This is a genomic window from uncultured Flavobacterium sp. (genome assembly GCF_963925185.1).
In the GTDB taxonomy this organism is placed as follows: Bacteria; Bacteroidota; Bacteroidia; order Flavobacteriales; family Flavobacteriaceae; genus Flavobacterium.
This window is the reverse complement of the sequence record NZ_CAWURC010000020.1, coordinates 22,651-49,013: the sequence shown is the minus strand read 5'-3', so window position 1 is coordinate 49,013 and position 26,363 is coordinate 22,651. Positions and strand designations below refer to the sequence as shown.

The following is a 26,363-nucleotide window of genomic DNA, read 5'->3' as shown; positions in this document are numbered from 1 at the left end:
ACTATCAGCTGATGTATAAACCGTAACCGTTTTGTTATTTATAGAAAATGGTGCGCTTACTAATTCTCCTTTATTCTGTGAAAAAGAAAAAAAAGAAGCCGCTAAAAATGTTGTTAAAATTATTTTTTTCATTGTAAATTTTTATTTTGTAAATTCTAATTAATTATTACCAGATATAAGTACCAACCGAGCCGCTTTCTAATGAAGTAACAATCCATGCTCCATTAAATTTTATATTAAATACTTCAGTTGAATTTCCGTCATTTTCGACAATTAAAACTTTTTTTCCAGCTGGGGTTTTAAAAGCTACATTGCTTAAATTACCGCTAATATTACTGGCAATTCTTATTGAACCTGTAGGAACAAATTTTGAAGCATGGGCTATTATATAATAGCCTACATTTCTTTCGAAGCTGTCTCCGGTACTTATAGTTATAGCGCCTTTACATTGGGTACAACCTCCCGAAGTGTGTGGTCCAAATGAAGCATTGTTTGCCAAATTCCATTCCAGAGCAACTTTGCTCCAATTGCGCATAGAGCCAATCACTACATTTTTTAAATGCCATTTTAAGTCTCCTCCGAAATTACCTGTGGATGAAGTCCATTGCTCTGTAAAATAGACATTTTTTGAAGGAAAGGCATTGTGAACCGTCGATAAAGCACTAATATCACCTCCGTATAAATGAAATGCCGAACCATCTACAAAAGAATTTGCAGCAGCATCATTTAAAATTGCAATTGGGTAATCAGGTCTATCACAGTTATGGTCATAAACAATAATTTTAGTGTTGATGTTAGCATTTTGAAACTCCGGTCCTAAATTGTTTTTTATAAAATTAGCTTGCAAATTTGCCTCCATCAACATACTTGGATTATTGCCCCCATATAATGGTTCGTTTTGAGGGGTAATGGCATGAATAGTTATTCCTTGTTGCTTCATAGCTTGAATATATTTTACAAAATATTTTGCATAAGCACTATAATATATGGGTTGCAATCTTCCTCCAATTGTACTATTAACATCCTTCATCCAAACTGGTGCCGACCAAGGAGTTGCAATGATCTTCATATTTGGATTTATGGCAATAATTTCTTTTAGAATAGGCACTAAGTTTGTCATATCTGGAGCTAGGCTAAAATTAGCCAAGGCCGAATCCGCTTGACCAACAGGCATATCATCATAAGAAAATGTTGTCCCATCTAAATCAGAAGCTCCCATACTAATCCTTAAATAACTAATCGAAATAGAATTAGCATTAGTTCCAAATAATTCCTGCAATAATTCCTGTTTTTTGGCAGCACTTAATTGATTGATAACTTGTGCGCTTCCTCCAGTTAAGGAAAATCCGAATCCGTCAATTGTCTGGAAAGTCTGCGTGTCATTTACTTCAATATTTTGGTAGGCATTAGGAGTTGTTCCAAATGCCAAAATGGTGGATTGTTTTGTCAGTTTAACGGATTGATCCCCTTTTGTTAGCCAAAAATCCACTTCATTATTTACTACTTGAGGAGGTGTCGGGTTTGGTGGCGGAGCTGTTCCTCCATTCGATGTAGAACATTTCAATAATAAAACTGTTAGTGATACTAAAAGGAAAATTCTCATAAATCTTTTCATAATTATTTTATTGGTAAAATATTTCAACATAAACCGCCAAATGATCCGAAGGATATCTTAAATCTTTCGAGTCACTCAAAACGGCGAATTTCTTTACTCCAAACTTGTTATTATTGGAGATAAAAATATAATCAATTAACAATTTTACTGGCTCATCGTGTTTGAAACCATTGAAAGTTCCTGATGGTCCAAAAGGTTTTTCTTCTGAGATTTCTCGGGTATCTATCATTTCATTATTCAAGGCAATTATTCTATCAGAAGCGGGTTCAGAATTAAAATCTCCCATAAAAATTGCGGGATAGTTTTTAGTGTTTAATGCCGCGATTTTCGAAAGAATGAGCTTAATTCCATTCGTTCGTGCCAATTCCCCCATATGATCTAAATGGGTATTGAAAACCCAAAACATTTTTCTCGTTTTCAAATCTTTGAACAAAGCATAGGTACAAACTCTATTAAAAGCTGCGTCCCACCCTTTTGAAATAATGTCAGGCGTTTCTGAAAGCCAAAATGTACTTTCTTGAACCACTTTAAATCTATCTCTTTTATAAAAGATATTAGAGGATTCCCCCATACCAATACCATCTCTTCCAATTCCTATATAACTATATGGAGAAAGTGCCGTTGCAATATCAATAACTTGATTAGGTTTAGCCTCCTGAACTCCAAAAACATCTGGTTCATAAAATTGAATTTGAGAAGTAAAAAAAGGTTTGCGATGGGTCCAATCGTTTTCTCCGTCAACTTCAACATCCAAACGGATGTTATAAGTCATTACTTTTAAATTTTGTGCGTTTAAACAAAATATATTTAATGTTGTAATAAAAAAAAGGATGTATTTCATTTTATTTTTTACTTGTTTTGGAATACTCTAACATAGTCTATATCGAAATTCGAAGAGCTAAAATTAGGATCTATTGCCCCTCCATAATGCCCTCCAATTGCACAATTAAATATCAAAAAGAAGTCGTGATTAAAAGGGATGCTGCTTGAATTTGCAAACACAAAAAAATGTTGGTTGTCAACAGATATCTTTATGTCTGAAGGTGTCCATTCCAAAGTATAAATATGAAATTCTGTATCCGCATTCGTAATCATTGTGTATCCTCCATCTGGATTAGCCCCAGAATGATCAGGATGATGTAAAGCTGCGGTAACTTTATTCATGCGGTTTCCAGCATATTCCATAATGTCAATTTCGCCACAAGCTGGCCAACCAACCGCTGCTTTATTATCACCTAACATCCATAATGCAGGCCAAACTCCACCACCCGAAGGCTGTTTTGCTCTCATTTCTACTTTTCCATATTTGAAAGAAAATTTATTTTTAGTATTAATCCGAGCAGAAGTATAACTACTCCCTTTATAATTTTCTTTAATAATTTTTATACTTAATATGCCATTTTGAATATTTGCATTTTCGGGTCTGCTGGTATAATATTGGGACTCTCCATTTCCCCACCCGTGTCCACCTTCTTCAAAATTCCATTTTGTGGAATCTGGCAATCCTTTGGTATTAAATTCATCAGACCAAATTAATTTCATTCCGTTTGAGACAGGAGATAATTTAATTCTTTCCTTTAATAATTCTGGTTCATTTGTGGTAATGAAATCAAACCCATTGGCGATAAGCCAGTCCATATCATTTGGGTCATTTACTGTCCAAGCATTTAGGGTTATATTGTTTTTCTTGGCACTTTCTATCCAATCGGGATGTTCTTTAAAAACCGAAAAATGACAATCTAACCCTGAAATTCCATCTGCTTTTACTTGTTCTGGAGATTTATTTCCTTCTAAATATTGAAGAGAAACTGTAGGATTCAATGTTCTTATTTTTTTTAGAATGTCATAATCGAAACTTATATAAACTACGATGTCTTGTGCTTTAAGTTCTTTTACCAACTGAACCACTTTTGCGGCAACTATTTGGCCTCTTTCCTTGCTTATTTCGGAAGGTTTTATTTCGCAAACTAATCTAGTGGAAATGTTGTTTTCGATTCCTGCCAGAACATATTCCCTTAATGTAGGTAGCTTTTCCCCGTTTGATAATTTGAATTTTAATAAATCTGTATAGGCTGTGCTTTCAATAGGAAGATTATTGTAATGAGGATCGTGATTGATGACAAGTGAATCATCAGCCGTCATCCTAACGTCAAATTCAGATCCCGTACATTTTAATTCAATTGCGTGTTTAAGTGAGGCGATGGAATTTTCTGGGAACCCCATTTTTTTCCACGCGCCACGATGAGCAACAACACAATTATCAGCGAAAGCAATCTTATTATTAGCCTTTGCTTTTTTGGAACTACATTCCGAAAAAAGCAGTAAAAACAATATTGCAATTGTAATGTTATATCCTTTAAATTTATTCATTTACCCTAAATATTCTTGCAATTTAATTATAAAATACCCTATAATATAATTATTATAGGGTATTTTTTTTACCCTCTATTCTTGAATTAAGAAGTTATTCTCATTTCTACATTTTTTAATGTTATTGTTGGAGTTGTATTATTTGTTCCAGAGCGAATCATTAAATACACTTTACCACTTGTTGGAAACGAAACCCCGTCATAGAAAGGAAGGGTTTTCTTTCCAATAACACTAATTTTCCCATTGAAAGGTACTAATCCAGTTCCTGTCCAAGTATGGAGCGCAACAGTTCCTTGAGTGGCTGCATCACCATAATCTGTTCCAACAACAGGAGGGGTTGCTAAGCAATATACTTCAAACCAAGACTCTACAAGACCAACAGGGCAAGAGACTATCATATCTATTTTGTATTTTTTATTGGCTTCAACATCAATTGCTTGGTAAATTCCTCCACCAAGATAATCATGACCAGGAGGAGTAAATGTGGCATATCCTGGGAAAAATTTCCATTGATCCATAGGATCAGTAGCATTTTTATTAAACTTTGTCCATTTTGCCCAATCGGTCGCATTTGCAAATTTACCTCCTTGCACAATATTTCCAGCAATAGGATCAGAAGTAGCCACAACAATATCTTTGGATGCAGAATATTGTTGACCTCCAATTCCTACAGCAGTATGAGTAATAGTATAAGTTCCTTGATCAGGAAAAGACACTATCTCTTCCGATTTTCCAGAATTTGTACCGGCACCTGCTCCCATATCCCATTTTGAACCAATATAATTATTCGTTGTCGATTTCAAAGCATATGTATTCGTTTTTCCTGTTACTGGAGTCACCGTAAACGATGCGTCTAGTACTGGCCCTAATAATCCATTGCCACTCCCTACATCATCAGGTTGACAGGCTGTCAATAAGCTAAATGTTACCACAACGGCAAACATCAGGCTGAAGATTAATTTTGTTTTTTTCATGGTTTATATTATTTTATTATACTTAATATCTTCTAAAGTGTTTTAATTAGTTAATCTAATATTATCTAAATAGAAAGTTTCGTTTCTTCCTACTGAAATATCATTAAATCTAAATACAAGCTGGTTAAATTTTGCAGTATTCGGAATTTCAGAAATAGTACTAAAATCAAATACCAATTCTTCCCAAGCACCTGATGTGGTAAATGCTACTTTCAAAACCGCAACATTATTTGCTGGAATACCCCCAACAGCCGATTGCAACTCTATGTTTAATTTTTTTCCAATATTTGATGCTGTGGGATTATAAGCCCAGACTCTCACTTTATTTCCAGATGAAAAATCTATAGGATTGTCTAATAAACTGGTGCTGGCAGAATTTTTTACAGACCCTACAACCTTGAAAAATTTACCTACCATAGCACTTGTGTTAACCCCTGAAACATTCGGATTGGGTACTTTTGAAAAAGAAAAACCTCCAGTAATTACAAAAGAATAAATAACATTAGGATTTTCAAAAGTAATTGGCAATTCAAATGGATCATTAATATTAACTACTGTTATTTTTTCAGAACGTGCTAATCCCCCACTTAATGCAATGAGCTTAACACTATAGCTTCCCACATTTGTATAATTATGGGATATTTCTTCTAAATTAGCCAAAGGAGTTCCAACTTCATCAGCTCCCACATCTCCAAAATAGACTAAAAAAGAAGCTGCATAAAGAGCTGAAGCTTTCACTTTTAAATTATGGCCTTTTTTTATGAAAATTACAGCCAAATTTTCTGGAGCTCTAAATACAATTGATAAAGGATACGTTTTTTCTACATTAACGCCGTTGAGCCCATTTGCAACTACTTTTACCGTGTAATTTCCTTCTTTATATTGGTGACTTACATTAGCTCCAAATTGCACTTGTGCAGGATTAGCTGTGCCATCTCCAAAATAAACCGAGTAGGCACCCGCGCCTGATGCGCTAGGCGTAAAAGTTACTTTCCCGGAATTGTCATTGGTAATATCCAAAATAGAGGCCACGTCTGTAGGAGCGCCCGTTTTGTCAAATGCTGTGTCTTGGCTAATTCCATCAGGAATACTACAACTAATTGCAATAGTTAGTAATACTAGAAAGGAGAATATTATATTTATTTTTTTCATCTTTTTAAAATTATAATTATTAATATCCAGGGTTTTGTTTCAATACCGAATTTTCTAAATCTCTATAAGGAATTGGTAAAATCTCATTTTTATTTGCAATAAATCCTCTGCTTGCTAATACTGTGAAGGCCTTTCCTGTTCTCACCAAATCAAAGAAACGGTGTCCTTCGCAAGCCAATTCCTTTCTGCGTTCTAATGCAATAGCATCTAAAGTTACAGGAACGGATGCTAAACCAACTCTAGCTCTCACAGCATCTAATAATGCTTGAGCTCTGACTCCTGAACCTCCTAAAGCTTCCGCCTCCATAAGATAGGTATCGGCTAACCTGATGATATAAGTGTTTTGCGTGAAATTTAATTCCTGTGCTGCTGCAGCTACTGGTGTTACATCGGAATTTTTTGGAGCAAACTTGGCCATAAAATAACCTGTATCTTGATTACCAACTGTATAACCTATAATCTGACCAGAAGCTTTTAGTGCTTTTGCATCAATGATTGTAGCATCAAAACGGGGATCACCGTTCAAAACATCATATAAATTTTGAGTAACCGTATTATATCCCCAACCACCTGAATAATAATCAGGAGCGGTTGAACTAGCCGATCTTGTATAGCCTCTTATCCCTGTCATTACATTTAAAACATTCCCTTCGGTTCCCCAGCTAACTCCACCCCAGGTTGCATTTCCTCCCTTACTGTGACTATCCGAAAGAATACATTCGGAATTAAATTTATTTGCATGAACCCAAAGATCACTAAAATCAGTCAATAGTTGATACCCATAAGGGCTTGAAAAAACAATTCCGGAGTTTGACCCATTTACAATAGCTAGTTGAGCTGCTGCTTCGGCATTCTTTTTTTCATAGAGGTATACTTTTCCAAGCATTGCTTGAGCGGCACCTTTTGACCAACGACCTCCCTCGGTAGCAATATTAATACTTGATGGTAAACCCGCTATGGCGTCCTTCAAATCTATCTCAATTTGGACATATATTTCCGCAGGTGTCGATTGAGGATATGTAAGCGCATCTGTAGGAGTAATGGTAGTAGTCAAAAGAGGAATATTCCCAAACATTCTTACCAAATTAAAATTATAATAGGCTCGCATTGCTTGACACTCTGCTGCATATCTTACTTTCAAGTTAGCATCCATAGAAATACCCGGTAATTTTTGCAATAAGGTATTGGCTCTAAAAATTCCTTGAAAATGATTAGTCCAAAGACCCGAAGCACCTGCATCATTCATATTTACAGGATTTACTCCAAAACTTGAAAATTGAGCAATTGTATTACTTCCTTCCCCAGGGCCTCCTCCTCCAAAATTATCATCTGAACCTGCATTCATAAAAGTAATCATATTCGCAAATGAACTCGAATTAACATTCATTATATCATATACGGCGACAAGAGCCGAAGTAGCATCACTTTCGTTTTTATAATAAGCTCCTTCAAGACTGGTTCCTTTGGATTCAACCTCTAAAAAATCTTTGCTACAGGATGCCAACATAATCATCATTACTCCCGTAATAAATAAACTTATACTGTTTTTTGTTTTCATATTTATATATTGTTAAAATTGCAAATTAGCCCCAAACATAAAGGTACGTGCCTGAGGATAATAGCCTCTATCTATTCCCATTGTACTCCCTCCAATTTCAGGATCATATCCTGAATATTTTGTAAAGGTCATCAAATTTTCTCCTTGCACATAAAACCTCACTTTACTGGCCCCTATAGAACCGATTACTTTAGCCGGCAAGGAATATCCTAGTGTAAGTAACTTAAATCTCAAATAATCTCCTTTTTCAAGATAAAAATCAGAAACTCTAGAAAAGTTTAAATTGGTATCATTAGTAGTAAGTCGAGGATAGGTATCTGATGTTCCTTCGCCTGTCCAACGACCCAAAGCCGTGGTTTGAAAATTAGCTCCGGTTCCAATATCGACTCTCCTCAATCCTTGGAAAATTTTATTTCCTGCAGCTCCTTGCATAAACACACCCAAATCAAATCCCTTATAGTCTGCACTAAAATTAAACCCAAATGTATATTTTGGAAGCGTAAGTCCTAAATATTGTTTGTCAGCATCAGTAATAGTTCCATCCCCATTGGTGTCTACCCAACGGAAATCCCCTGGTTTAGCAATAGGCTGTATTAAACCTCCTGTTGCATTTTTATAAGCATCAATTTCTGTCTGATTTTGAAAAATTCCTGCTGTTTTAAAACCATAAAATGAATTTCTAGATTGCCCTACTTCTGATCTAGTTAAGGGTCCTATTGTTTGAAATCCAGGTCCTGAATTAATAAATGTTTTTCCTTGTCCTAAAAAAGTAACCTTATTTTCTACATAAGCACCGTTTCCACTAACTCTAAAATTAAGACCTCCAAATTTTTTATTGAAGCCCAACTCCAATTCAATTCCTCGGTTTTCCATATCAGCTACATTTCCTACAGGTCTTGCAGAAGCTCCAATAAAAGTTGGAATATCAACCTCTTGCAAAATACCTGTGGTTTTTTTACTGTAAACATCCACTGTCATATTCACGCTGTTATTAAACCATTTGGCATCTATACCAATATCGGTTTGAATAGTCTCTTCCCATTTTAAATCCGGATTAGAAGGGGCGTCTGGACTATTCCCCACTAGAATGCTTCCATCAGGTCCGAAAGGATAATTTCTACCTCCTCCGATAAGAGCTTGATAACCAAAATCTTTTATTGCATCATTTCCTGTTACACCATACCCTGCCCTAATTTTTAGGGTATTCAATACATTATTATCTTTCCAAAATTCTTCTTTACTAACTGCCCATCCTCCAGAAACAGAAGGGAAAATACCATATTTGTTATTGGGCCCAAATCTCGAAGAACCATCACGACGAACAACCCCTGTCAGTAAATATCTTTCTTTATAATCATAATTTAATCTGGAGAATAAAGAAGTTAGCTTGTGCTGATTACCAGTATAGGCTGATGCAGTAATGTTTTCGGGCAAAGTGCTAAAATTAAATGAAGCTTCCTTATAGTCTGATGTAGGCAAACCTGAATAAGTAACATTTGCACCACTAGAAATATTGTCTACATAAACGCCTTGCCCAACTAACACGGTAAAATTGTGATTCTTAATTTCTCTTGCATAAGAAACAATGTTTTCATTATTCCAACCAAATCCAGTATTTGTATTTCTGCTAATACTATTTGCAGTAGAAATTGTATTTGAATTAAGATAAAACTGTGGTGTGAAGTTTTCAGCCCCCCAATAAGCTAATTTCGCTCCCAAAGTGGATCTAATTTTCAACCCTTTTATAGGAGAAATTTCAAGATACGTATTCCCAACAAAATTATCAGACCAATCATAGTTTCCTAATCTTGTCTTTACATATGCCAACGGATTGGTCATATTGTTTTGTACTGTATTAGAAAGACCGTAAGGATTCCCATTTGCATCTGTCATTAAATCTGTTCTTCCAAAATAAGGAACATTATTTAATTTTACAGGATCCGTTTCGACCAATGGCGTAATGGGATCTAAATGAATAGCAGAACTCAAAGGGCCTCCTTGTTCTGCATTGGTATTTCCAATACCATTTGTTTTTTGATGTGAATAGCCCAATGATTCCCCAAGAGTAAAATACTTCGAAAGTTTATGAGTTGAGTTGATACGGATGTTCTTTTTATTGAAATTTGAAATCTCAGGAGTAACAATTCCTTGTTGGTCTTGACCTCCAAAGGAAATATAAAAAGTAGAAACATCATTTCCACCACTAAAACTTATTTCGTGTGAATAGCGACTTGCATTATTACTAAAGATAGCTTTTTGCCAATCGGTTCCTTTTCCTAGAATGGCTAAATTAGGATGCAAAATACTCCCTCCTCCACTAACGGATTGTTCATTCTGCAATGAACCATATTGGGTAGCATTTAATAATTTTAATATTTTTTCGGGACTCGAAACACCCGAAAAGCCACTATAATTAACGCTAATCTTTCCAGATTTTCCTTTTTTAGTTGTAACCAAAATAACTCCACCTGCAGATCGAGAACCATAGATTGCTAATGAAGCAGCGTCTTTAAGCACCTCTATCGACTCAATATCCGATTGATTCAAATAACCTATTCCTCCATTATCAACAACAACACCATCAACAACCCATAGCGGATCATTACCCCCTTCAGAAAAAGTAGTTATCCCCCTAATGCGAATAGTCGAAGCGGAACCTGGTTGCCCCGCATTTGCAGCAACTGTCAAGCCCGAAACCCTACCTTGCAAAGCTTGTTCGATACGGCCATTCGGCACATTTTCGAGGTCTTTTGCTTTAACACTAGAAATAGCACCGGTCACAACGCTTTTCTTTTGAGTACCATATCCCACAACCACAACTTCTTGCAAAGTCTGAGATTCAGGAACTAGTTTAACATCAATTCGAACTCTCCCTTTTATGGATTCTTCAACTTTAGTATAGCCAATATAACTATAAACTAAAGATCCTTTTGAATGAATTTTAATTTGATAATTTCCGTCAATATCTGAAGCTGTAGCTTTAGTGGTTGTTTTGATTAAAATGGTTACTCCTGGGATAGGTAGCCCGTCTTCGTCTATAACTTTTCCGCTCACGGTAACCTCTTGTGCCTGCCCGTAAACTGAGAATAGAGTAGATAAAAAACAAAAAATAAGCAATTTTGTTAATTTCATTTTTCTAAAATTTTGGTTAATTTAATTTGATAATTTATTTATACTTGTTTGAACGTTTCAACCATTTTTTTAATATAACCCTGTGGGTGTAATTATTAAAAATGCAGTTCGAGTTTTTTTGTGCAATAAAACGAAACAAAAATATATCGAGAGCCGTTTTTAATAAATTTTTCTTGTTCTCGATGCAATTTTCTATTAAAATTATTCGAACTGCCGAAAAATTATCATCAAAAACTAATTCCGCCCAACGGGTTAATATAATGTATTTTTGACTAAAAATTCCCCTTTTACTTGAATGTAAAAGACAACTTAGTTAAAAAATACTATAAAAAATTTACAGCTTCGAATTAACATTTCTGATGTTATAAAGCATTTGAAATTTTATCTACTTTAAAAAAAATCCCTTATAGCAAAAATGTCATAAGGGATTTGTCAATTAAACGATCAATCTTTTAGTTTTTAATAACTTTTAAAGTTTGAACTGAATCTCCAGAAGTGATTTTTGCAAAGTACATTCCTTTTGACAAAGAAGAAGCATCAACAGAAACTTCTTTAGAAGTAGCGTTTTTGCTCATTACAGATCTACCTAACATATCAATAATTTTCACAGAAGAAATGTCGCTGTTTCCAGAAGCAAAGTTCCAAGCATTTTTTGTTGGGTTTGGATATACTGAAAATTTATTAATATCAAATTTATTTGCTGCCAAATCAACGACTGTAATAGTATAAGCAAGTGTAACTCTATTAAAAGTAAAGCTATACGTCCCTGTAGTTAACCACATATCTTTAGTGTCAGTACCTGTTAAAGTACCTGTTAAAGGACTAAATTCACCGTCAGCAAGGGCCACAGCATGACCAAACTGAAAAGTCCAATCGTGGTTGTCTCTAAATTTAAAATTATTTCTAGCTCCTGTAACAACCAAATTACCTGAAGTGTAAGTAACTCCATCAGCAGAAGTCATTTCAACGTCTGACCAGTTTTCAGGATTAAAACCTCCAATAACAGAAACTACAGTTGGTACAAAACTATTAACTCCAGTAGTTATATTTAACATTACATTCCAAAACCCTGCGACTGGTGAGGCAACTGCTGGCCAAGTAAAAAAAGAAGACCCCGTATTTAAAACACTAGCAATTTCATTAAAATCTCCACTACCAGTGCCAGAAAAGGTTATTTCTTGTCCAGAATAATTTGTTCCATCGGCAGTACTTAAGGCTTTAGTAGAAGGTGTAGATGTAGTTCCTACATAGTTAACTGCTGCATTTAGACTGATAAATTCGTAAGCTAAAGTAGTTCTATTAAAAGTAATGTTATATGTCCCTGCAGGCACAGCTATATCTGTTGGTCCAGTTTGAGTTGCGATTCCTGTCGGGAAACCTGATGGATTAGTAGTTGACCCCATATTAATATTCCAACTGTGGTTGTCCATAAATTTTAAACCTGTACTAGACGTAAAAGTATAACTTAAAAGAGTATAATTTATATTATCAGTACTGGTCAAATCTACAGAATTAGTATTACTCCAATCATTAAAACCACCCACTATACTTACAGTAGTATCCAGGAAATCATAGGCACCAGTATTTGCATTTAAGAACATATAATAAGTTCCCGGAACAACAGGAATAGGAGCGCCACCTTGAGTTCCTGTTCCAGAAGGAAAACCAACACTTGACCAGTTAGCAGTAGGAGAAGGGTTAATAGGACTAGTCATTTCTATAAATGATCCATTTCCTCCAGTAACGAATGTAACGCTTTCTTTTGAATAATCTAGATTGTTAGTTGAAGTCAAACTTACATCAGATGACAAACCTGCACCTGAAAAGTTAACATTACGATTAGGGTTTACTCCTTGAGTAAATGCATATACACCAGTAGTAATGTCAATAGTTACATTCCAAAAACCAGCTGCTCCAACAATGTTTGCTCCTGTTCCAACAAGCGAGGCTGTCCCTGAAGGCCATCCACCAGTTAATGAGCCACCAGTAGTTCCCCAAGCATTGTTTATCGCAAATTTTAAATTGAAATCTCCCTTAAGCTGCATCCCTACTTTAGTGTAAGTGATTCCATCAGTAGTTTCCATAACTATTGATCCCGGCATATTCCAGCCACCTACTCCACTACCTGTAATAGTAACCGGTGTAAATTGAGCAAAGCTATTAAAGCTAAAGAATATAGCAATTAATAATAAATGTAATTTTGTTTTCATAATAAATAAAGTGTTAATTGTTAAAAAGTTGGTTAATTAGTATAATTTATGGTATAAAAAAATGAATTCCGGCTAATAGTTATGATACTAATAAAAACGAAATACGCATATTAACATCCCATTAATTAGCAATTCAATACAATAGTAAGCTTATCGTTTTAGATATGTTATAATTTTATTATTACAAAAACACATCAAACTCTATTTTTAAACGTTACAAAAACACATCGTATAAGATTTATATAGCTGTATTACTGCTCTTTATATTTTTATTTATATTATTTATAAATGAAAAAATAAAAAAACAAACACTACATTTGAAAATCAAGCGAAATGTGTAGCATTTATGGTATTTTAATTAAAGTATAAATTGGTATTTCTTACATATATTCAAGGTTGATGTTTTATCTATTTTATACTCCTTAATTTAATACCCCAATATGAGATTCACAAAACTTTCTGTGCTTTTATTATTGCTTTTAATATCAACTGCCCTGTTTGGTCAAGTAAAAAGCATTGGACTACCAGAAATCAGGAATTATAAAAGAACAGACTATAAAGGAGGTACCCAAAACTGGAATATTGACCAAGACAAAAATGGAAATATTTATTTCGCCAATAATAATGGGCTTTTTCAATTTGACGGTGCTACTTGGAGTAAATACAGCTTGCCTAATCTTCAGGCTATCCGGTCTTTGAAAACTGAAAAATCAGGAAAAATTTTCGTTGGCGCCTATAATGAATTTGGTTATTTTAAATCTAATTTGGAAGGGAAACTGGTATATTTTTCTCTGTCAAAATTCTTAAGCAAAGACCTTACCAGTACGATAGATATGGTATGGAAAATTCACCTTTACAAAGACGAAGTGATTTTTCAAACATTTGCCGGAGCCTATATATTCAAAAACAACAAACTAAAACTACTAAAACCCCCAACTAAATTTCAGTTTTCGTTTCAAGTGAATAATAAACTCTATTTTCAAGATGTTTCAAGGGGTTTGATGGAGTATCAAAATGGAGAGTTAATTCCTCTTGAAGGCACCACTGTCTTGAACAATACCGAGGTTTGGGGAATGTTTCCAATAGCTAATAATAAATTATTGATTGCAACTATCGACAAAGGTCTTTTTTTGTATGATAATAAAACAATATCTCCTTGGGAAACAGAAGCTAATGTTTTTATCAAAAAAAACAGTTGTTTAGGTGGTGTCGCGGTAAACAACAATTTCATCGCCCTAAATTCTGTGTTAAACGGCATTATCATATGCAACAAATCTGGGAGAATTATTCAACACGTGAATCGAAAAAAAGGACTCCTAAACAATACCGTTCTCGCTTCATTTATTGACAACAAAAACAATCTTTGGCTTGGACTAGACAATGGAATCTCATTTATAAATGAAAATTCCCCTATTTCTTATTTTGGCTACAGTCATGACATTAGCACTGTTTATGCCTCGGTTATTTATAAAGAAAATTTATATGTAGCAACTAATCAGGGACTTTTTTATCATTCATGGAATAAACCATTTAAAGAAGACGCTTTTACCCTTGTAGAAGGAACAACTGGGCAAGCGTGGAATATACAAATTATAGACGAAAAATTAATATGCGCACACAACAGAGGAGCTCTCTTAATTGAAGGAGTTAAGTCTACACAAACACTTAATGACAAAGGATATTGGGGATTTAAAAAAATTCCGAATAACCCCAATTTTTTAATTGGATCCAATTACAACGGTTTTTCATTATTTGAAAAAAAATTAAATGGCTGGCACTTTATACATCAGATCAATGGTTTTAATAAATCAGTTGGTCATTTCGAGATAGATGATAAAACAATATGGGTGGTAAAGGATGATCTTATTTACCAAATGACACTCACAGAGGATTTTAAAGATTTTATTTTCATTGAAAAGTACGAGAATGTATCTAAAAACTTTAAAGGAATTGGAAGCTTACAGCTTTTAAATGGCACTGTTTATTTTCAAACAAACAATCACTTTTTTAAATATTTGCAAGGAGAAAAAGTGTTTTTTGAAGATAAAAAAATAAGCACCTTATTTAAAAACATTCCTAAAGTCAATACTGTAAACGAAGATAATAGTGGCAATATTTGGTATGTCTTTAATAAATCAATAGGGGTTTTAATGAAAAAACCAAATGGCAATTACAGCAATAATGCGGTTCCGTTTTCAAATTTAACAGGGAATCTAGTAGACAACAACTTGTCGGTTTATACTTTTAATTCCGAAAATATATTTATAGGACTTACAGATGGTTTAGCCCATTATGATTCTACATTAGAAAATAATTTTATACGAAAACCTAAAGCTTTTGTAAGAAGTTTTTTTTATGCAGGACACACTATAATTTCTGGAAACGGTCAGGATAGAAATGCTAAATACACAGTTCCTTACCAATCAAATAATGTAAACTTTACTTTTTCATCGCCCACTTATGAAAACATAGAAAATGTTAAATTTTCTTATAAATTAGATGGCTTTGAGGGCAACTGGAGTAATTGGTTAGCCATTTCTTCAAAGGAATATACCAATCTAAGAGAAGGTAATTACAAAATGAAAGTGAAGGTGAAAAACAGCTATGGAATCGAGTCTGACGAAGCTGCCATTTCCTTCTCCATATCTCCTCCATGGTACAGACACTTTTTGGCTTATCTGTTTTACGCCATAGCTATAACAACAATAATATTTTACATTAGAAAAGGAATGCAATCTAAAATAAGAAAAAATAAATATTACGAAACCATTGAACAAAGAAGACTTTATCTAGAAAAAGAATCAAAAATAAGACAAGAACAATATGATTTAGAAAAAGAAATCGAAAGACTAAAAAGTGATAAACTAAAAATAAAAATATTAGTAAAGGACAAGGAGTTAGTAAACAATACTTTACAAGTAGTTAAAAAAAACAAAATACTCAATGGAATCATTCACAAACTCAAAGATATTAATGTGGAATCATTCGATGAATCCGCCAAATTTCAATTTAGCAAATTAAACAAGAGCATCATAAAAGAAGTTAATACAGAGCAAAGCTGGAAAGATTTAGAAAAACACATCAAGAATGTTCATTTTGATTTCCTAAAAAGGTTAAAGGAAAAATACCCTACAATATCACCACGCGAACTGGATTTGTCAACCTATTTATTGATGAATATGTCAACCAAAGAAATCACCGAAATTATGAATATTTCAGGCGGTGGAGTTGAATTAGCGCGTTATAGATTAAGAAAAAAGTTAGAACTCAACAAAAAGGAAAACCTTATAGGTTTTTTGATGGGTATTTAGCTAAAATTAATTAAAATTATTAGAAAAAATTCAGCGTTCTCTCTAAAGCCATTCCTCTGGATCCTTTAATAAGAATGGAACTGTTTTCGATTTTGATTCCTTTTAAATAATTCGAAAAGTCATCGAAGTTTTCAAAGAAATAAAAATTATTTCTTTCTATTTTATTGGAATAAAACTCCTTTCCTATAAAATAGCAAATAACATTTTCTTCATTCAATAGCAAATCTACAATTCCTTTATGTTCCTGTTGGCTTTCTTTTCCCAATTCAAACATATCGCCTAAGATCATGATCTTGTTGGAATTCTCCAATTGAAGAAAATTTTCGACGGCAACCGCCATACTGCTCGGATTTGCATTGTAAGCATCCAGTATAATCTGATTTGTTGCCTTAGTTATCAACTGCGACCTGTTGTTCTCTGGGATATAACTTTCCAAAGCTTCTTTTATGTCTAAATCCTCAACCTCAAAATATTTTCCTAGGGCAATTGCTGCATTGACATTATTGGCGTTATAAAGCCCGATTAGATGTGTTGAAATAATAAGATCTGAACAGCCAATTTCCACAAACGGATTTGCTTTGATAGAAACAACATTTACACCGGCGTTTTCCTTGTTTAGCCCAAATGAAAAGGACTCTAAGTTTTTTGATTTCTCGATTTGAATTGGATCTTCCAAATTAATGAAAGCCGTTTTATTATTTTTGAAAAGATAAGTATACATTTCACTTTTTCCTTCTATTACACCTTCTATACCGCCAAAACCTTCCAAATGCGCCTTGCCAAAATTAGTAATATAGCCATAATCTGGCTGAGCCAATTCACATAGAAATTCAATTTCTTTTTTATGGTTCGCCCCCATTTCAACAATACCAATTTCTGTGTCATTATTAAAAGATAATAATGTCAAAGGAACACCAATGTGGTTGTTAAGGTTTCCGATGGTGGCTTTTGTATTGTATTTCTTAGACAGAACAACATTGATAAGTTCTTTCGTGGTTGTTTTCCCGTTACTACCCGTAAGAGCAATTATGGGTAATTTTAGATATTGTCGATGAAACTTAGCTAATTCCTGTAAAGCAAATAAACTATCATCAACTAGAATTGTTCTTTGGTCAATAAAAAAATCTTCATTATCAATTATAACATAGGAAGCTCCTTTTTCAAGCGCTTCTTTAGTAAATATATTAGCATCAAAATTATCCCCTTTTATTGCCACAAAGAATGAATTCAATTGAATTTTTCGGGTGTCAATAGAAACCGAGTTGCATTTTAAAAACAAGTTATGAATGTTTGCAATATCCATATAAAACGGTATTAAAAAATAAAAGCCCTAATCAAAGGGCTTTTATTAAATTATTAAAAAAAATTAATTTCTTGCAGATTTTCTTTTTTCAAATTTTGGCCCTACTTTTGACATTGCACACCTAAACCCAATATAATCAGTGGCCATATCCTGAGGAAAATAGCGTCTTTGCGCTGGGTTTAACCAGTAAGCCCTGTCTCTCCAAGACCCTCCTTTGTAAACTCTAACATTGTTATTTATCAAAGTCGTTCTTTTGTTTGACTTATCGTATTTTCGAACCATGTTTCCTAAACTGTCAGTGGTAACATTGGGGTGAATAGGAGAATTATACATCGTTCTTTCGTCTTTAACGCCTTTATTGTCGTTTTCTGAATCGGCAAAATTAAAATATTTTGATGATTGAATATCGCCATCTCTATAATTAGTATTGTCACTCTTGTCAAAATTTTGTCTTAAATAAGTTTCTTTGTCATCAACTGGAACTTGGACGATTTGACCTGGAAAATTCCTTGCGATTATTCGTCCGTTACTTAAAGTTTCATATTTTATGTTGTCTTTTGTTACAACTTCAATTTTTCCGTCTTTACCAATTTTATTTTTGGTATATTGATTTCCTCTAAAATAATTAAAATCATTCGCTTCATTGTCAACAATTGGTCGGTATACATCCATAACCCATTCGGCTACATTTCCAGCCATATCATACAATCCAAAATCATTTGCTGGATAGCTTTTTACAGCATTAGTAATATCGGCGCCATCATCAGACCAACCTGCAATACCTCCATAATCTCCATTTCCTTGTTTAAAATTCGCTAGCTGATCGCCTTGGGTTTGTCTTTTTCCAGAACGGGTATAACTTCCGGACCAAGGGTATTTTTTCTGACCTTTATATATGTTGTATTCTCTTTGCCCAACATCTGCTGCAGCCGCATATTCCCATTCAGCTTCGGTAGGGAGTCTATATTCTGGAAGTACTATTCCTGAAGAACGAGTTGCGTAACTTGGCTGAGTTACAATTACCTTATTGTTCTTAGGGTCTTTTGTAGCCACTTTAGTGTTTTTGTTTTTCTTAGCGTTTTTCCCTCCGGCTATTACAATATCTGCATTTCCGCCATAAGCCAATGTAGGTGAATTCAAATAGGTTTCTGTGTCAAAATTACTTTCAGCAGTTACGTCATTTGTTTTGGCATTCTTTTTAAGAAATCCGTTTTTTTCCAAAAGAGCTTCGTTTACACGTTCTGTTCTCCATTTACTAAATTCAACTGCCTGAATCCAATTTACACCTACTACTGGGTAATTTGAATACGAAGGATGTCTTAAATAATTATTGGTCATCGTTTCATTATAACCCAGTCTGTCTCTCCAAACCAATGTGTCTGGGGAAGCTCCTTCATAAATGTTTTTATAGTTTTCTTCCGTTGGAGGAAACACTTTTTTTAACCAATTTAAGTATTCTAAATACATCGAATTGGTGACTTCTGTTTCATCCATATAAAAGGACTGCACGTGTTGCTGCGTTGGAGTATTGTTCCAATCATGCATAACATCATCTTCAACTTTACCCATGGTAAATGTTCCTCCCTCTACAAAAACCAATCCCGGTCCTGCTTCTTGTTTATTATTTGCTAAAGCTTTTTTGCTGTCAACATTCCAGCCCGTTGCACTTGAAGAATTTTTCGAGCTAGACTTTTTATTACTGCAACTGGCAAAAGCCATGATCAACATCATTGACAACATTAATCGAAAAGCTATTATTTTGTTTACTTTCATACTTTTAAGGTAGGTTGATGATTTCCGTAGTGCAATATAACAATTAACCATTAAACTGCAACCACATAGTTTTATTAAATATATCTAACTTTATTCTCTAAAATAAATTACACATTAAAAACGCAAATTTATACTTTTTATTATTTACAATTACACTAAATGATATATTTTTACTTCTAGTAATAATTTACCGTTAACTACGTTTTAAATTCTGATGAAAAAAATATTTTTGATTTATATACTCCTGATTCCTTTAGCTTCTTTTGCGCAAAATAAGGGGGCCGTCACTATAGAATGGCTTGAAAAAAAAGAAATGTTTTTTGGCGATTTCAAAATTAATGTGCCTCAATTTATCGGGAACAGTTATAGTTATGATGCGTCAAAAAAGTCTCTTTCGTATATTTTAAACCTTGAAGAATCCGCCCCTATTGACGAAAATTCTCTTCAAATTACAAACGTGGTTTATGAAGATGTTTCAGATGCCCAACTTGGTGATTTGTCCAGGGAAAATATACCGAAAATGATTCAAAAATCAATAAAAGTTAATGAATCAAGAGACATAAAACAAACATTTTTAGTTCTTTCTCCAATAATAAAGGACAAACTTGGATTCAAGAGAATCAAGTCTTTTTCGTATAGTCTTAGTAGCGGAAGGTTCCGAATATCAAAAACAAGTGAAATTTCTAGTGTCATTAGCAATTCTGTATTAGCATCCGGCGATTGGTATCAATTTTATGTAGAAAAATCAGGGGTTTATAAAGTTTCGAAAAGTTTTTTACAACAATTGGGACTTAATGTAAGCACCGTTAATCCAAAAAAAATAAAGATTTTTGGAAATGGTGGTAGAATGTTACCCTTATCAAACAACATTCCCTACCCGTCAGACTTAGCTGAAAACGCCATTGAAATTATTGGCGAAAACGATGGCATTTTCAATAATGAAGATTATATTTTATTTTACGCCGAAGGAGTTGACACTTGGAATGAAGAAAGCAAAACCAACAATAATTTATACGACACGAAGTCCTATTATTATGTGACTGTGCAAGGAGGTGACGGAAAAAGAATCCAGAATATGATTCAACCCACAGAAAACAGCACTTTGACATTAAATACATTTGACAGCCGTCAATTCCATGAGTTAGATCTTGTAAATATTTCTCACACAGGAAGACAATGGTTTGGCGAAGCTTTTGACATCAATCAGGAACAGGAATTTGAATTTAATTTTCCAAACATTGAAGCCGCAATACCTGTAAAAATACTCGTCAACACCTCTTCGGTAGCATTCACGACCACTTCGTTCAAGGTTTTGGCAAACGGACAAGATTTGGGCGTAATTAATTTTCCAGCATTAGTTGCTTATTCAGGCATTGAATTCAACTCGGGTTCTTTACCAACAAACATCAGTTTTCCCGCTTCTGAAAACATTAAAATCAAATTAACATACGACAACAATGGTGTGCCTGGGTCAAGAGGATACCTCGATAACATTAGGCTTACCGCCAAAAGCAAACTCCAAGGATATGGAAAACAATTTCAATTTCAATATGATTTGTCCAATTCCAGTATAGGGATTGTAAGTTATGATGTTTCAAATGCAAGTGGGATTTCCCAGATTTGGGATGTTACCGATTTACAAAATGCAACCAAGATCGAAAACCAAAATCAAGCTTCCTTTTCGTTTAAAGCAAACCTTGGCGAACTCAGGAAATATGTCGTACTTGACCCCTCAGATTATTTTACTCCTTTAAAAAATAGTCAGTCCAAAATTGCCAACCAAAACCTAAAAGGAACACTCTTCAAAAGCCCCCAAGGACAATTTCAAGACATAGATTATGTAATTATCACCCCTGCTTTTTTATCAGCTCAGGCTGAAAAATTAGCCGACTTTCATCGTTCCTATTCTAGTTTAAATGTCAAGGTTATCCCTCTAGAAGCCATATATCAGGAATTTTCATCTGGAAAACAAGATATTGCTGCCATCAGAAATTGCATCAAATACATTTATGAAAATGCTTCCTCACCCGAGAAAAAATTAAAATACGTCAATCTTTTTGGCGATGCATCCTACGATTACAAAAACAGGATTCCAAACAACACCAATATTGTTCCTATATATCATACCTTAAATAGCAATACCGTTGGCGAATCATCCTTTGCCTCTGATGATTTCTATGGATTAATGGATTCCAGCGAAGGAAACATAGGTTCGTTTTTTGGCGGAATTGACATCGCCGTTGGAAGAATGTTGAATAATGATGCAAAACAAGCCGATGAAATGGTCAATAAAGTGATTGAATACCATGATTTGAAGTCTTATGGAAGCTGGAGAAATAATGTTGTGTTGATTTGCGATGATTCAGATAGAGCTTCGGACGCCACATTACAAAACCGACAAAATAGTCTAGCAGATAAAATCACTCAAGAAAAACCATTTCTTAACGCCAATAAAATAATATTAGATTCTTATGTTCAAGAAGCATCGGCAGGCGGGGCTCGTTATCCTAAAGCAAGAACTGATTTATTTAGCGCGTTTGAAAAAGGCGCTTTAATACTTAATTATTTGGGACATGGCGGCGAAGATGGCCTTTCAGGCGAACGTATTTGGGAAAAATCTGACGGTCAAAATTTGATTAATCAATATAAATACCCCTTATTCATAACCATAACTTGTGATTTTTCAAGGTTCGACAATCCGTCCAAACCAACCGCAGGGGAATACACCTACTGGAATCCAAAAGGAGGAGCCATTGCCATGCTCTCCACCATTCGATCCATTGGACAATTTAGTGCCGAGAATTTTAATGATGTTTTATCAAAATATCTACTATCCTATGATGTAGATCCAAAACCCAATCGATCTATTGCAGAATCTTTGCGATTAGCAAAAAACGCTAATCCAAATTCATCGAGCAATGTAGTCTTTTATATTGGTGACCCAGCCTTGATGCTTGCTATCCCTAAATCTAAAATAAGGCTAACAAAAGTAAATGATGTAGCTATATCAGAACCCTTCGACGATTTTAAATCATTGGCAAAAATGAAAATAACAGGTGAAGTAACTGATGAAAATAACATTCCAATAACAAATTATAACGGAGAAGTTTCTACAACCATTTTCGACAAAACGATTTCAAGAAGTACATTAAATAATGATGGATATAGTCCTTCGATAAATTTTAACACATTGGGAGAAACCATATTCAGAGGTAACGCATCAGTTACAAATGGACAGTTTGAGTTTAGCTTTGTCGTTCCAAGAGACATTCGAATTCCGTTGGCCAACGGAAAAATTAGCTTTTACTCCAAAAAAAACCAACTATTTCAAAATGAAGCCGGTTATGATATAAGCATAAAAGTGGGGGGAATTAACGAAAATGCAGTCGCAGACAATATTAGTCCAAAAGTGAAGTTATATATGAACGATGAAACTTTTGTTTCGGGCGGCATCACGAATGAATCCCCATTTTTATTGGCAATTCTTGAAGACGAAAGCGGAATAAACACCGCAAGCGGGATAGGACATGACATGGTTGCGATATTAGATGATGATGTAAATAATCCTTATGTATTAAATGATTATTATCAAACTAATCTAGATAATTTTACAAAGGGATCACTACGGTTTCCTTTTCGAAATTTAGCCGTAGGCTTGCACACTATCACCTTCAAAGCTTGGGATGTTTACAACAACCCTGTGACTGCCGAAATTCAGTTTATAGTTATAGGAAAGGAGTCGATTACATTGACACATGTATTAAATTATCCTAATCCATTTGTCAATTATACCGAGTTTTGGTTTACACACAATAGACCTTACGAACCCTTAGATGTTCAGGTTCAGGTAATGACGATAACAGGAAAAGTGGTTTGGACACGAAACCAAATCATTAGTAATGAAGGATTTCTGTCAAAAGAAATTACTTGGGACGGCAAAGATGATTTTGGAAATAAAATCGGAAAAGGAGTCTATGTCTATAAACTGACCGTCAAATCGAACTTGACAAATACAAAAACTGAAAAGTTTGAAAAACTTGTAATACTTTAATAAAACACTATATTTGCTTTATCAATATCAATAAATTCATGAAAAAAATAGCATTACTCATTACCTTCTTATTTGGTGTTTCATTTACAAATGCGCAAGAAAATGTTATCACTACTGGAGTTCCATTTTTATTGGTAGCCGCCGATGCAAGAGCCGCTGGTATGGCTGATCAAGGAGTTGCAACCTCCTCTGATGCTTTTTCTCAACAATGGAATCCTGCAAAATATGCCTTTGCAATAGACAAACAAGGTTTTTCGGTAAGCTATACCCCTTATCTAACTGACCTGGTAAACGACATCTCTTTGGGACAACTTACTTATTATAATAGGTTAAACGAAAGAAGTGCTTTTGCATCAAGTTTTCGCTTTTTTGGCTTGGGAAATATTGAATTACGGGAAACTGGAGACCCAAACGAAATTCCAAGGATAGTCTCTCCAAACGAATTTTCTTTTGATGGTTCTTATTCTTTAAAACTAAGCGAAAAATTTTCTATGGCTGTTGGTGCAAGATATATCCACTCCAGCCTTAAAGTAGCTACAGATACAGGTGATGCCGCACCAGCAAGCTCTTTTGCTATTGATGTTGCTGGTTTTTATCAATCAGAAGAAATAGCATACAATGAATTTAACGGAAGATGGAGAGCCGGATTTAACATCCAAAATCTAGGTCCAAAAATTAGTTATGACAACACTGAATTTAGCAATAACTTTCTTCCTGCCAATTTAAAAATTGGAACTGGATTTGATTTCATTCTTGACGATTACAATAAAGTAGCCGTAAATCTTGAGTTCAACAAACTATTGGTACCAACACCACAAAACCCAGATTCAAACGGAAACGGAACAATCTCTTCTGAAGAAAGAGCTCAAAACAATACCGATTACCGTTCTATTGGATGGCTTCCTGGTGTTTTTCAATCTTTCGGAGATGCTCCCGGAGGCTTCAGCGAAGAATTAAAAGAATTTACTTACTCCGTAGGTGCCGAATACTTATACCAAGATTCATTCGCTATGCGTTTGGGATATTTTCATGAAAGCCCAATGAAAGGCGCTAGACAATTTATATCTCTAGGAGCGGGTTTCAAATATAACGTAGTTAAAGTTGACGTTTCCTATTTATTCTCCGCATCGAAAGTAAAAAACCCTTTGGAAAACACCTTGCGTTTCTCTTTAACGTTTAACTTTGGAGACCAATATGACGAGTATTAAACCGAATTAATTTATAACACTGAATCCAAATTTCACTTCATCGAAATTTGGATTTTTTTTCCCATAAAAAGAATGAAAGATATAACAATTACTACACAGTTTTCAGTTTTTGATTCAGTTCAGGAATTACCAAATGACGTTCAAAATTTGATGGAACAAGCTATCACCGTCAGAAAAAATGCTTACGCACCCTATTCACAATTCAGAGTTGGAGCAGCACTTTTATTAGATAACGGGAAAGTCGTTTTGGGTTCAAACCAAGAAAACGCAGCTTATCCATCGGGGCTTTGTGCTGAAAGAGTGGCTATATTTCAAGCGGGATCAATTTATCCAGAAGCCAAAATAGTACTGATGGCGATTACCGCAGCTTCAGACACAAATACGACTAAAGCACCCATTCCTCCTTGTGGTTCTTGCAGACAATCGATAGCCGAATATGAAATTAAACAAGATACGCCAATCGAAATTTATTTTATGGGCGAAATTGGCGCCATATACAAATCGGAGTCGTTAAAAAACCTTCTTCCTTTTATGTTTGACAAAAAGTTCTTGTAAATAAAAACAAAAATTGCCCTTTAAGTTTTAATGCTTACTCGGAATGTCTTATTTTTGCATTGCAAATTTGGGGAGAGGAAACTATTTTTGCGTGAGTCGGTTAAAAAACCAAACACAACAACATTTTAGCAAAAAAATTATTCAAATGAAAGAAGTTACAAAAGAGGTTTATTTAAAGTGGTATGAAGACATGCTGCTTTGGAGAAAGTTTGAAGACAAACTCGCTGCATTATACATTCAACAAAAAATCAGAGGATTTCTACACTTATATAACGGTCAAGAAGCCGTATTAGCAGGTGCTTTGCACGCTATGGACTTGACAAAAGACAAAATGATTACCGCTTATAGAAACCACGTACAACCCATTGGGATGGGCGTAGATCCAAGACGTGTAATGGCCGAACTGATGGGTAAAGTAACCGGAACATCAAAAGGAATGGGTGGTTCGATGCACATTTTCTCAAAAGAACATCGCTTTTATGGTGGTCACGGAATTGTGGGTGGACAAATTCCACTTGGAGCTGGATTGGCATTTGCCGATAAATATTTTGAAACTGGCGGAGTTACGTTGACTTATTTTGGCGATGGTGCATCAAGACAAGGTTCTTTGCATGAAGCCTTCAATATGGCAATGTTGTGGAATCTTCCGGTAGTTTTTATCGTCGAAAATAATGGTTATGCCATGGGAACCTCTGTCGAAAGAACCGCAAATCATTCCGATATTTGGAAACTGGGCCTAGGATATGAAATGCCTTGTGGCCCAGTAGATGGAATGAATCCTGTTAAAGTTGCTGAAGCAATGAACGAAGCTATCGAAAGAGCACGCAGCGGTGGCGGACCAACATTTCTTGAAATGAAAACCTATCGTTATAGAGGACACTCTATGTCGGATGCGCAATTATACCGTTCGAAAGAAGAAGTAGAAGAATACAAAAAAATCGACCCAATTACACAAGTTTTAGACGTAATAAAGGATCAGAAATACGCTACCGAAGAAGAGATTAAAGCAATCGATCAAAAGATAAAAGATTTAATTGAAGAATGTGTTAAATTTGCTGAAGAATCTCCATATCCTGAAATTCAACAATTATACGACGTAGTGTACGAACAAGAAAATTATCCATTTATCCCTCATAAACTATAAATCAATT

Annotated in this window: 15 protein-coding genes; 5 read left to right on the top strand and 10 right to left on the bottom strand. The window is 34.6% G+C overall.

Annotation, left to right across the window (positions count from 1 at the left end; translation table 11 throughout):
• Window positions 1–166: 166 nt before the first annotated feature.
• The 8 genes from AABM59_RS04905 to AABM59_RS04870 form a co-directional block, all read right to left on the bottom strand.
• Window positions 167–1,603 carry a glycoside hydrolase family 30 beta sandwich domain-containing protein gene (locus AABM59_RS04905; RefSeq protein ID WP_338407861.1) on the bottom strand — a complete coding sequence of 479 codons (1,437 nt, stop codon included), beginning with the start codon at window positions 1,601–1,603 and terminating at the stop codon, window positions 167–169.
• Between the two features lie 19 nt (window positions 1,604–1,622).
• Window positions 1,623–2,387 carry an endonuclease/exonuclease/phosphatase family protein gene (locus tag AABM59_RS04900; protein ID WP_338407860.1) on the bottom strand — a complete coding sequence of 255 codons (765 nt, stop codon included), beginning with the start codon at window positions 2,385–2,387 and terminating at the stop codon, window positions 1,623–1,625.
• A 77-nt stretch (window positions 2,388–2,464) separates the two neighbouring features.
• A complete protein-coding gene (locus AABM59_RS04895; protein ID WP_338407859.1) occupies window positions 2,465–3,985 on the bottom strand; it encodes a family 16 glycosylhydrolase in 1,521 nt (506 codons plus the stop codon).
• Window positions 3,986–4,071: 86 nt separating this feature from the next.
• Window positions 4,072–4,959 carry a hypothetical protein gene (locus tag AABM59_RS04890; RefSeq protein WP_338407858.1) on the bottom strand — a complete coding sequence of 296 codons (888 nt, stop codon included), beginning with the start codon at window positions 4,957–4,959 and terminating at the stop codon, window positions 4,072–4,074.
• Window positions 4,960–5,001: 42 nt separating this feature from the next.
• Window positions 5,002–6,111 carry a hypothetical protein gene (locus tag AABM59_RS04885; protein ID WP_338407857.1) on the bottom strand — a complete coding sequence of 370 codons (1,110 nt, stop codon included), beginning with the start codon at window positions 6,109–6,111 and terminating at the stop codon, window positions 5,002–5,004.
• Window positions 6,112–6,130: 19 nt separating this feature from the next.
• Window positions 6,131–7,669 carry a RagB/SusD family nutrient uptake outer membrane protein gene (locus tag AABM59_RS04880; protein ID WP_338407856.1) on the bottom strand — a complete coding sequence of 513 codons (1,539 nt, stop codon included), beginning with the start codon at window positions 7,667–7,669 and terminating at the stop codon, window positions 6,131–6,133.
• A gap of 12 nt (window positions 7,670–7,681) precedes the next feature.
• Window positions 7,682–10,801: a TonB-dependent receptor gene (locus AABM59_RS04875; protein ID WP_338407855.1), complete on the bottom strand. Its 3,120-nt coding sequence runs from the start codon at window positions 10,799–10,801 to the stop codon at window positions 7,682–7,684.
• Between the two features lie 452 nt (window positions 10,802–11,253).
• Complete coding sequence (locus tag AABM59_RS04870; protein ID WP_338407854.1) at window positions 11,254–13,011, bottom strand: T9SS type A sorting domain-containing protein; 1,758 nt, start codon at window positions 13,009–13,011, stop codon at window positions 11,254–11,256.
• Between the two features lie 440 nt (window positions 13,012–13,451).
• On the opposite strand from AABM59_RS04870, the gene AABM59_RS04865 reads away from it, so the two are divergent.
• A complete protein-coding gene (locus tag AABM59_RS04865; protein ID WP_338407853.1) occupies window positions 13,452–16,322 on the top strand; it encodes a triple tyrosine motif-containing protein in 2,871 nt (956 codons plus the stop codon).
• A gap of 19 nt (window positions 16,323–16,341) precedes the next feature.
• Here the strand turns inward: AABM59_RS04865 and murF are convergent, their stop codons facing one another.
• Both murF and gldJ read right to left on the bottom strand, forming a co-directional pair.
• The gene (gene murF, locus AABM59_RS04860) at window positions 16,342–17,625 is read right to left on the bottom strand and encodes a UDP-N-acetylmuramoyl-tripeptide--D-alanyl-D-alanine ligase (protein ID WP_338407852.1); all 1,284 of its coding nucleotides are present in this window, start codon (window positions 17,623–17,625) and stop codon (window positions 16,342–16,344) included.
• A gap of 63 nt (window positions 17,626–17,688) precedes the next feature.
• Complete coding sequence (gldJ, locus tag AABM59_RS04855) at window positions 17,689–19,398, bottom strand: gliding motility lipoprotein GldJ (RefSeq protein WP_338407851.1); 1,710 nt, start codon at window positions 19,396–19,398, stop codon at window positions 17,689–17,691.
• A 214-nt stretch (window positions 19,399–19,612) separates the two neighbouring features.
• Here gldJ and porU point away from each other — a divergent pair, with 214 nt between their 5' ends.
• The 4 genes from porU to pdhA all read left to right on the top strand — a co-directional run bounded on the left by porU (window position 19,613) and on the right by pdhA (window position 26,356).
• Window positions 19,613–23,449 (top strand): type IX secretion system sortase PorU, encoded by a 3,837-nt coding sequence (porU, locus tag AABM59_RS04850; RefSeq protein WP_338407850.1) that lies wholly within the window; start codon window positions 19,613–19,615, stop codon window positions 23,447–23,449.
• A 38-nt stretch (window positions 23,450–23,487) separates the two neighbouring features.
• Complete coding sequence (gene porV / locus AABM59_RS04845) at window positions 23,488–24,657, top strand: type IX secretion system outer membrane channel protein PorV (protein WP_338407849.1); 1,170 nt, start codon at window positions 23,488–23,490, stop codon at window positions 24,655–24,657.
• A 72-nt stretch (window positions 24,658–24,729) separates the two neighbouring features.
• On the top strand, window positions 24,730–25,212 hold the full coding sequence (gene cdd / locus AABM59_RS04840; RefSeq protein WP_338407848.1) for a cytidine deaminase: 483 nt from the start codon (window positions 24,730–24,732) through the stop codon (window positions 25,210–25,212).
• A gap of 145 nt (window positions 25,213–25,357) precedes the next feature.
• On the top strand, window positions 25,358–26,356 hold the full coding sequence (gene pdhA / locus AABM59_RS04835; RefSeq protein WP_338407847.1) for a pyruvate dehydrogenase (acetyl-transferring) E1 component subunit alpha: 999 nt from the start codon (window positions 25,358–25,360) through the stop codon (window positions 26,354–26,356).
• The last annotated feature ends 7 nt before the right edge of the window (window positions 26,357–26,363 follow it).

Excerpts from the sequence above, each read along its gene's own strand:
- AABM59_RS04905 (WP_338407861.1), bottom strand. The coding sequence starts at position 1,603 with ATGAGAATTTTCCTTTTAGTATCACTAACAGTTTTATTATTGAAATGT.
- AABM59_RS04900 (WP_338407860.1), bottom strand. The coding sequence starts at position 2,387 with ATGACTTATAACATCCGTTTGGATGTTGAAGTTGACGGAGAAAACGAT.
- AABM59_RS04895 (WP_338407859.1), bottom strand. The coding sequence starts at position 3,985 with ATGAATAAATTTAAAGGATATAACATTACAATTGCAATATTGTTTTTA.
- AABM59_RS04890 (WP_338407858.1), bottom strand. The coding sequence starts at position 4,959 with ATGAAAAAAACAAAATTAATCTTCAGCCTGATGTTTGCCGTTGTGGTA.
- AABM59_RS04885 (WP_338407857.1), bottom strand. The coding sequence starts at position 6,111 with ATGAAAAAAATAAATATAATATTCTCCTTTCTAGTATTACTAACTATT.
- AABM59_RS04880 (WP_338407856.1), bottom strand. The coding sequence starts at position 7,669 with ATGAAAACAAAAAACAGTATAAGTTTATTTATTACGGGAGTAATGATG.
- AABM59_RS04875 (WP_338407855.1), bottom strand. The coding sequence starts at position 10,801 with ATGAAATTAACAAAATTGCTTATTTTTTGTTTTTTATCTACTCTATTC.
- AABM59_RS04870 (WP_338407854.1), bottom strand. The coding sequence starts at position 13,011 with ATGAAAACAAAATTACATTTATTATTAATTGCTATATTCTTTAGCTTT.
- AABM59_RS04865 (WP_338407853.1), top strand. The coding sequence starts at position 13,452 with ATGAGATTCACAAAACTTTCTGTGCTTTTATTATTGCTTTTAATATCA.
- murF (WP_338407852.1), bottom strand. The coding sequence starts at position 17,625 with ATGGATATTGCAAACATTCATAACTTGTTTTTAAAATGCAACTCGGTT.
- gldJ (WP_338407851.1), bottom strand. The coding sequence starts at position 19,398 with ATGAAAGTAAACAAAATAATAGCTTTTCGATTAATGTTGTCAATGATG.
- porU (WP_338407850.1), top strand. The coding sequence starts at position 19,613 with ATGAAAAAAATATTTTTGATTTATATACTCCTGATTCCTTTAGCTTCT.
- porV (WP_338407849.1), top strand. The coding sequence starts at position 23,488 with ATGAAAAAAATAGCATTACTCATTACCTTCTTATTTGGTGTTTCATTT.
- cdd (WP_338407848.1), top strand. The coding sequence starts at position 24,730 with ATGAAAGATATAACAATTACTACACAGTTTTCAGTTTTTGATTCAGTT.
- pdhA (WP_338407847.1), top strand. The coding sequence starts at position 25,358 with ATGAAAGAAGTTACAAAAGAGGTTTATTTAAAGTGGTATGAAGACATG.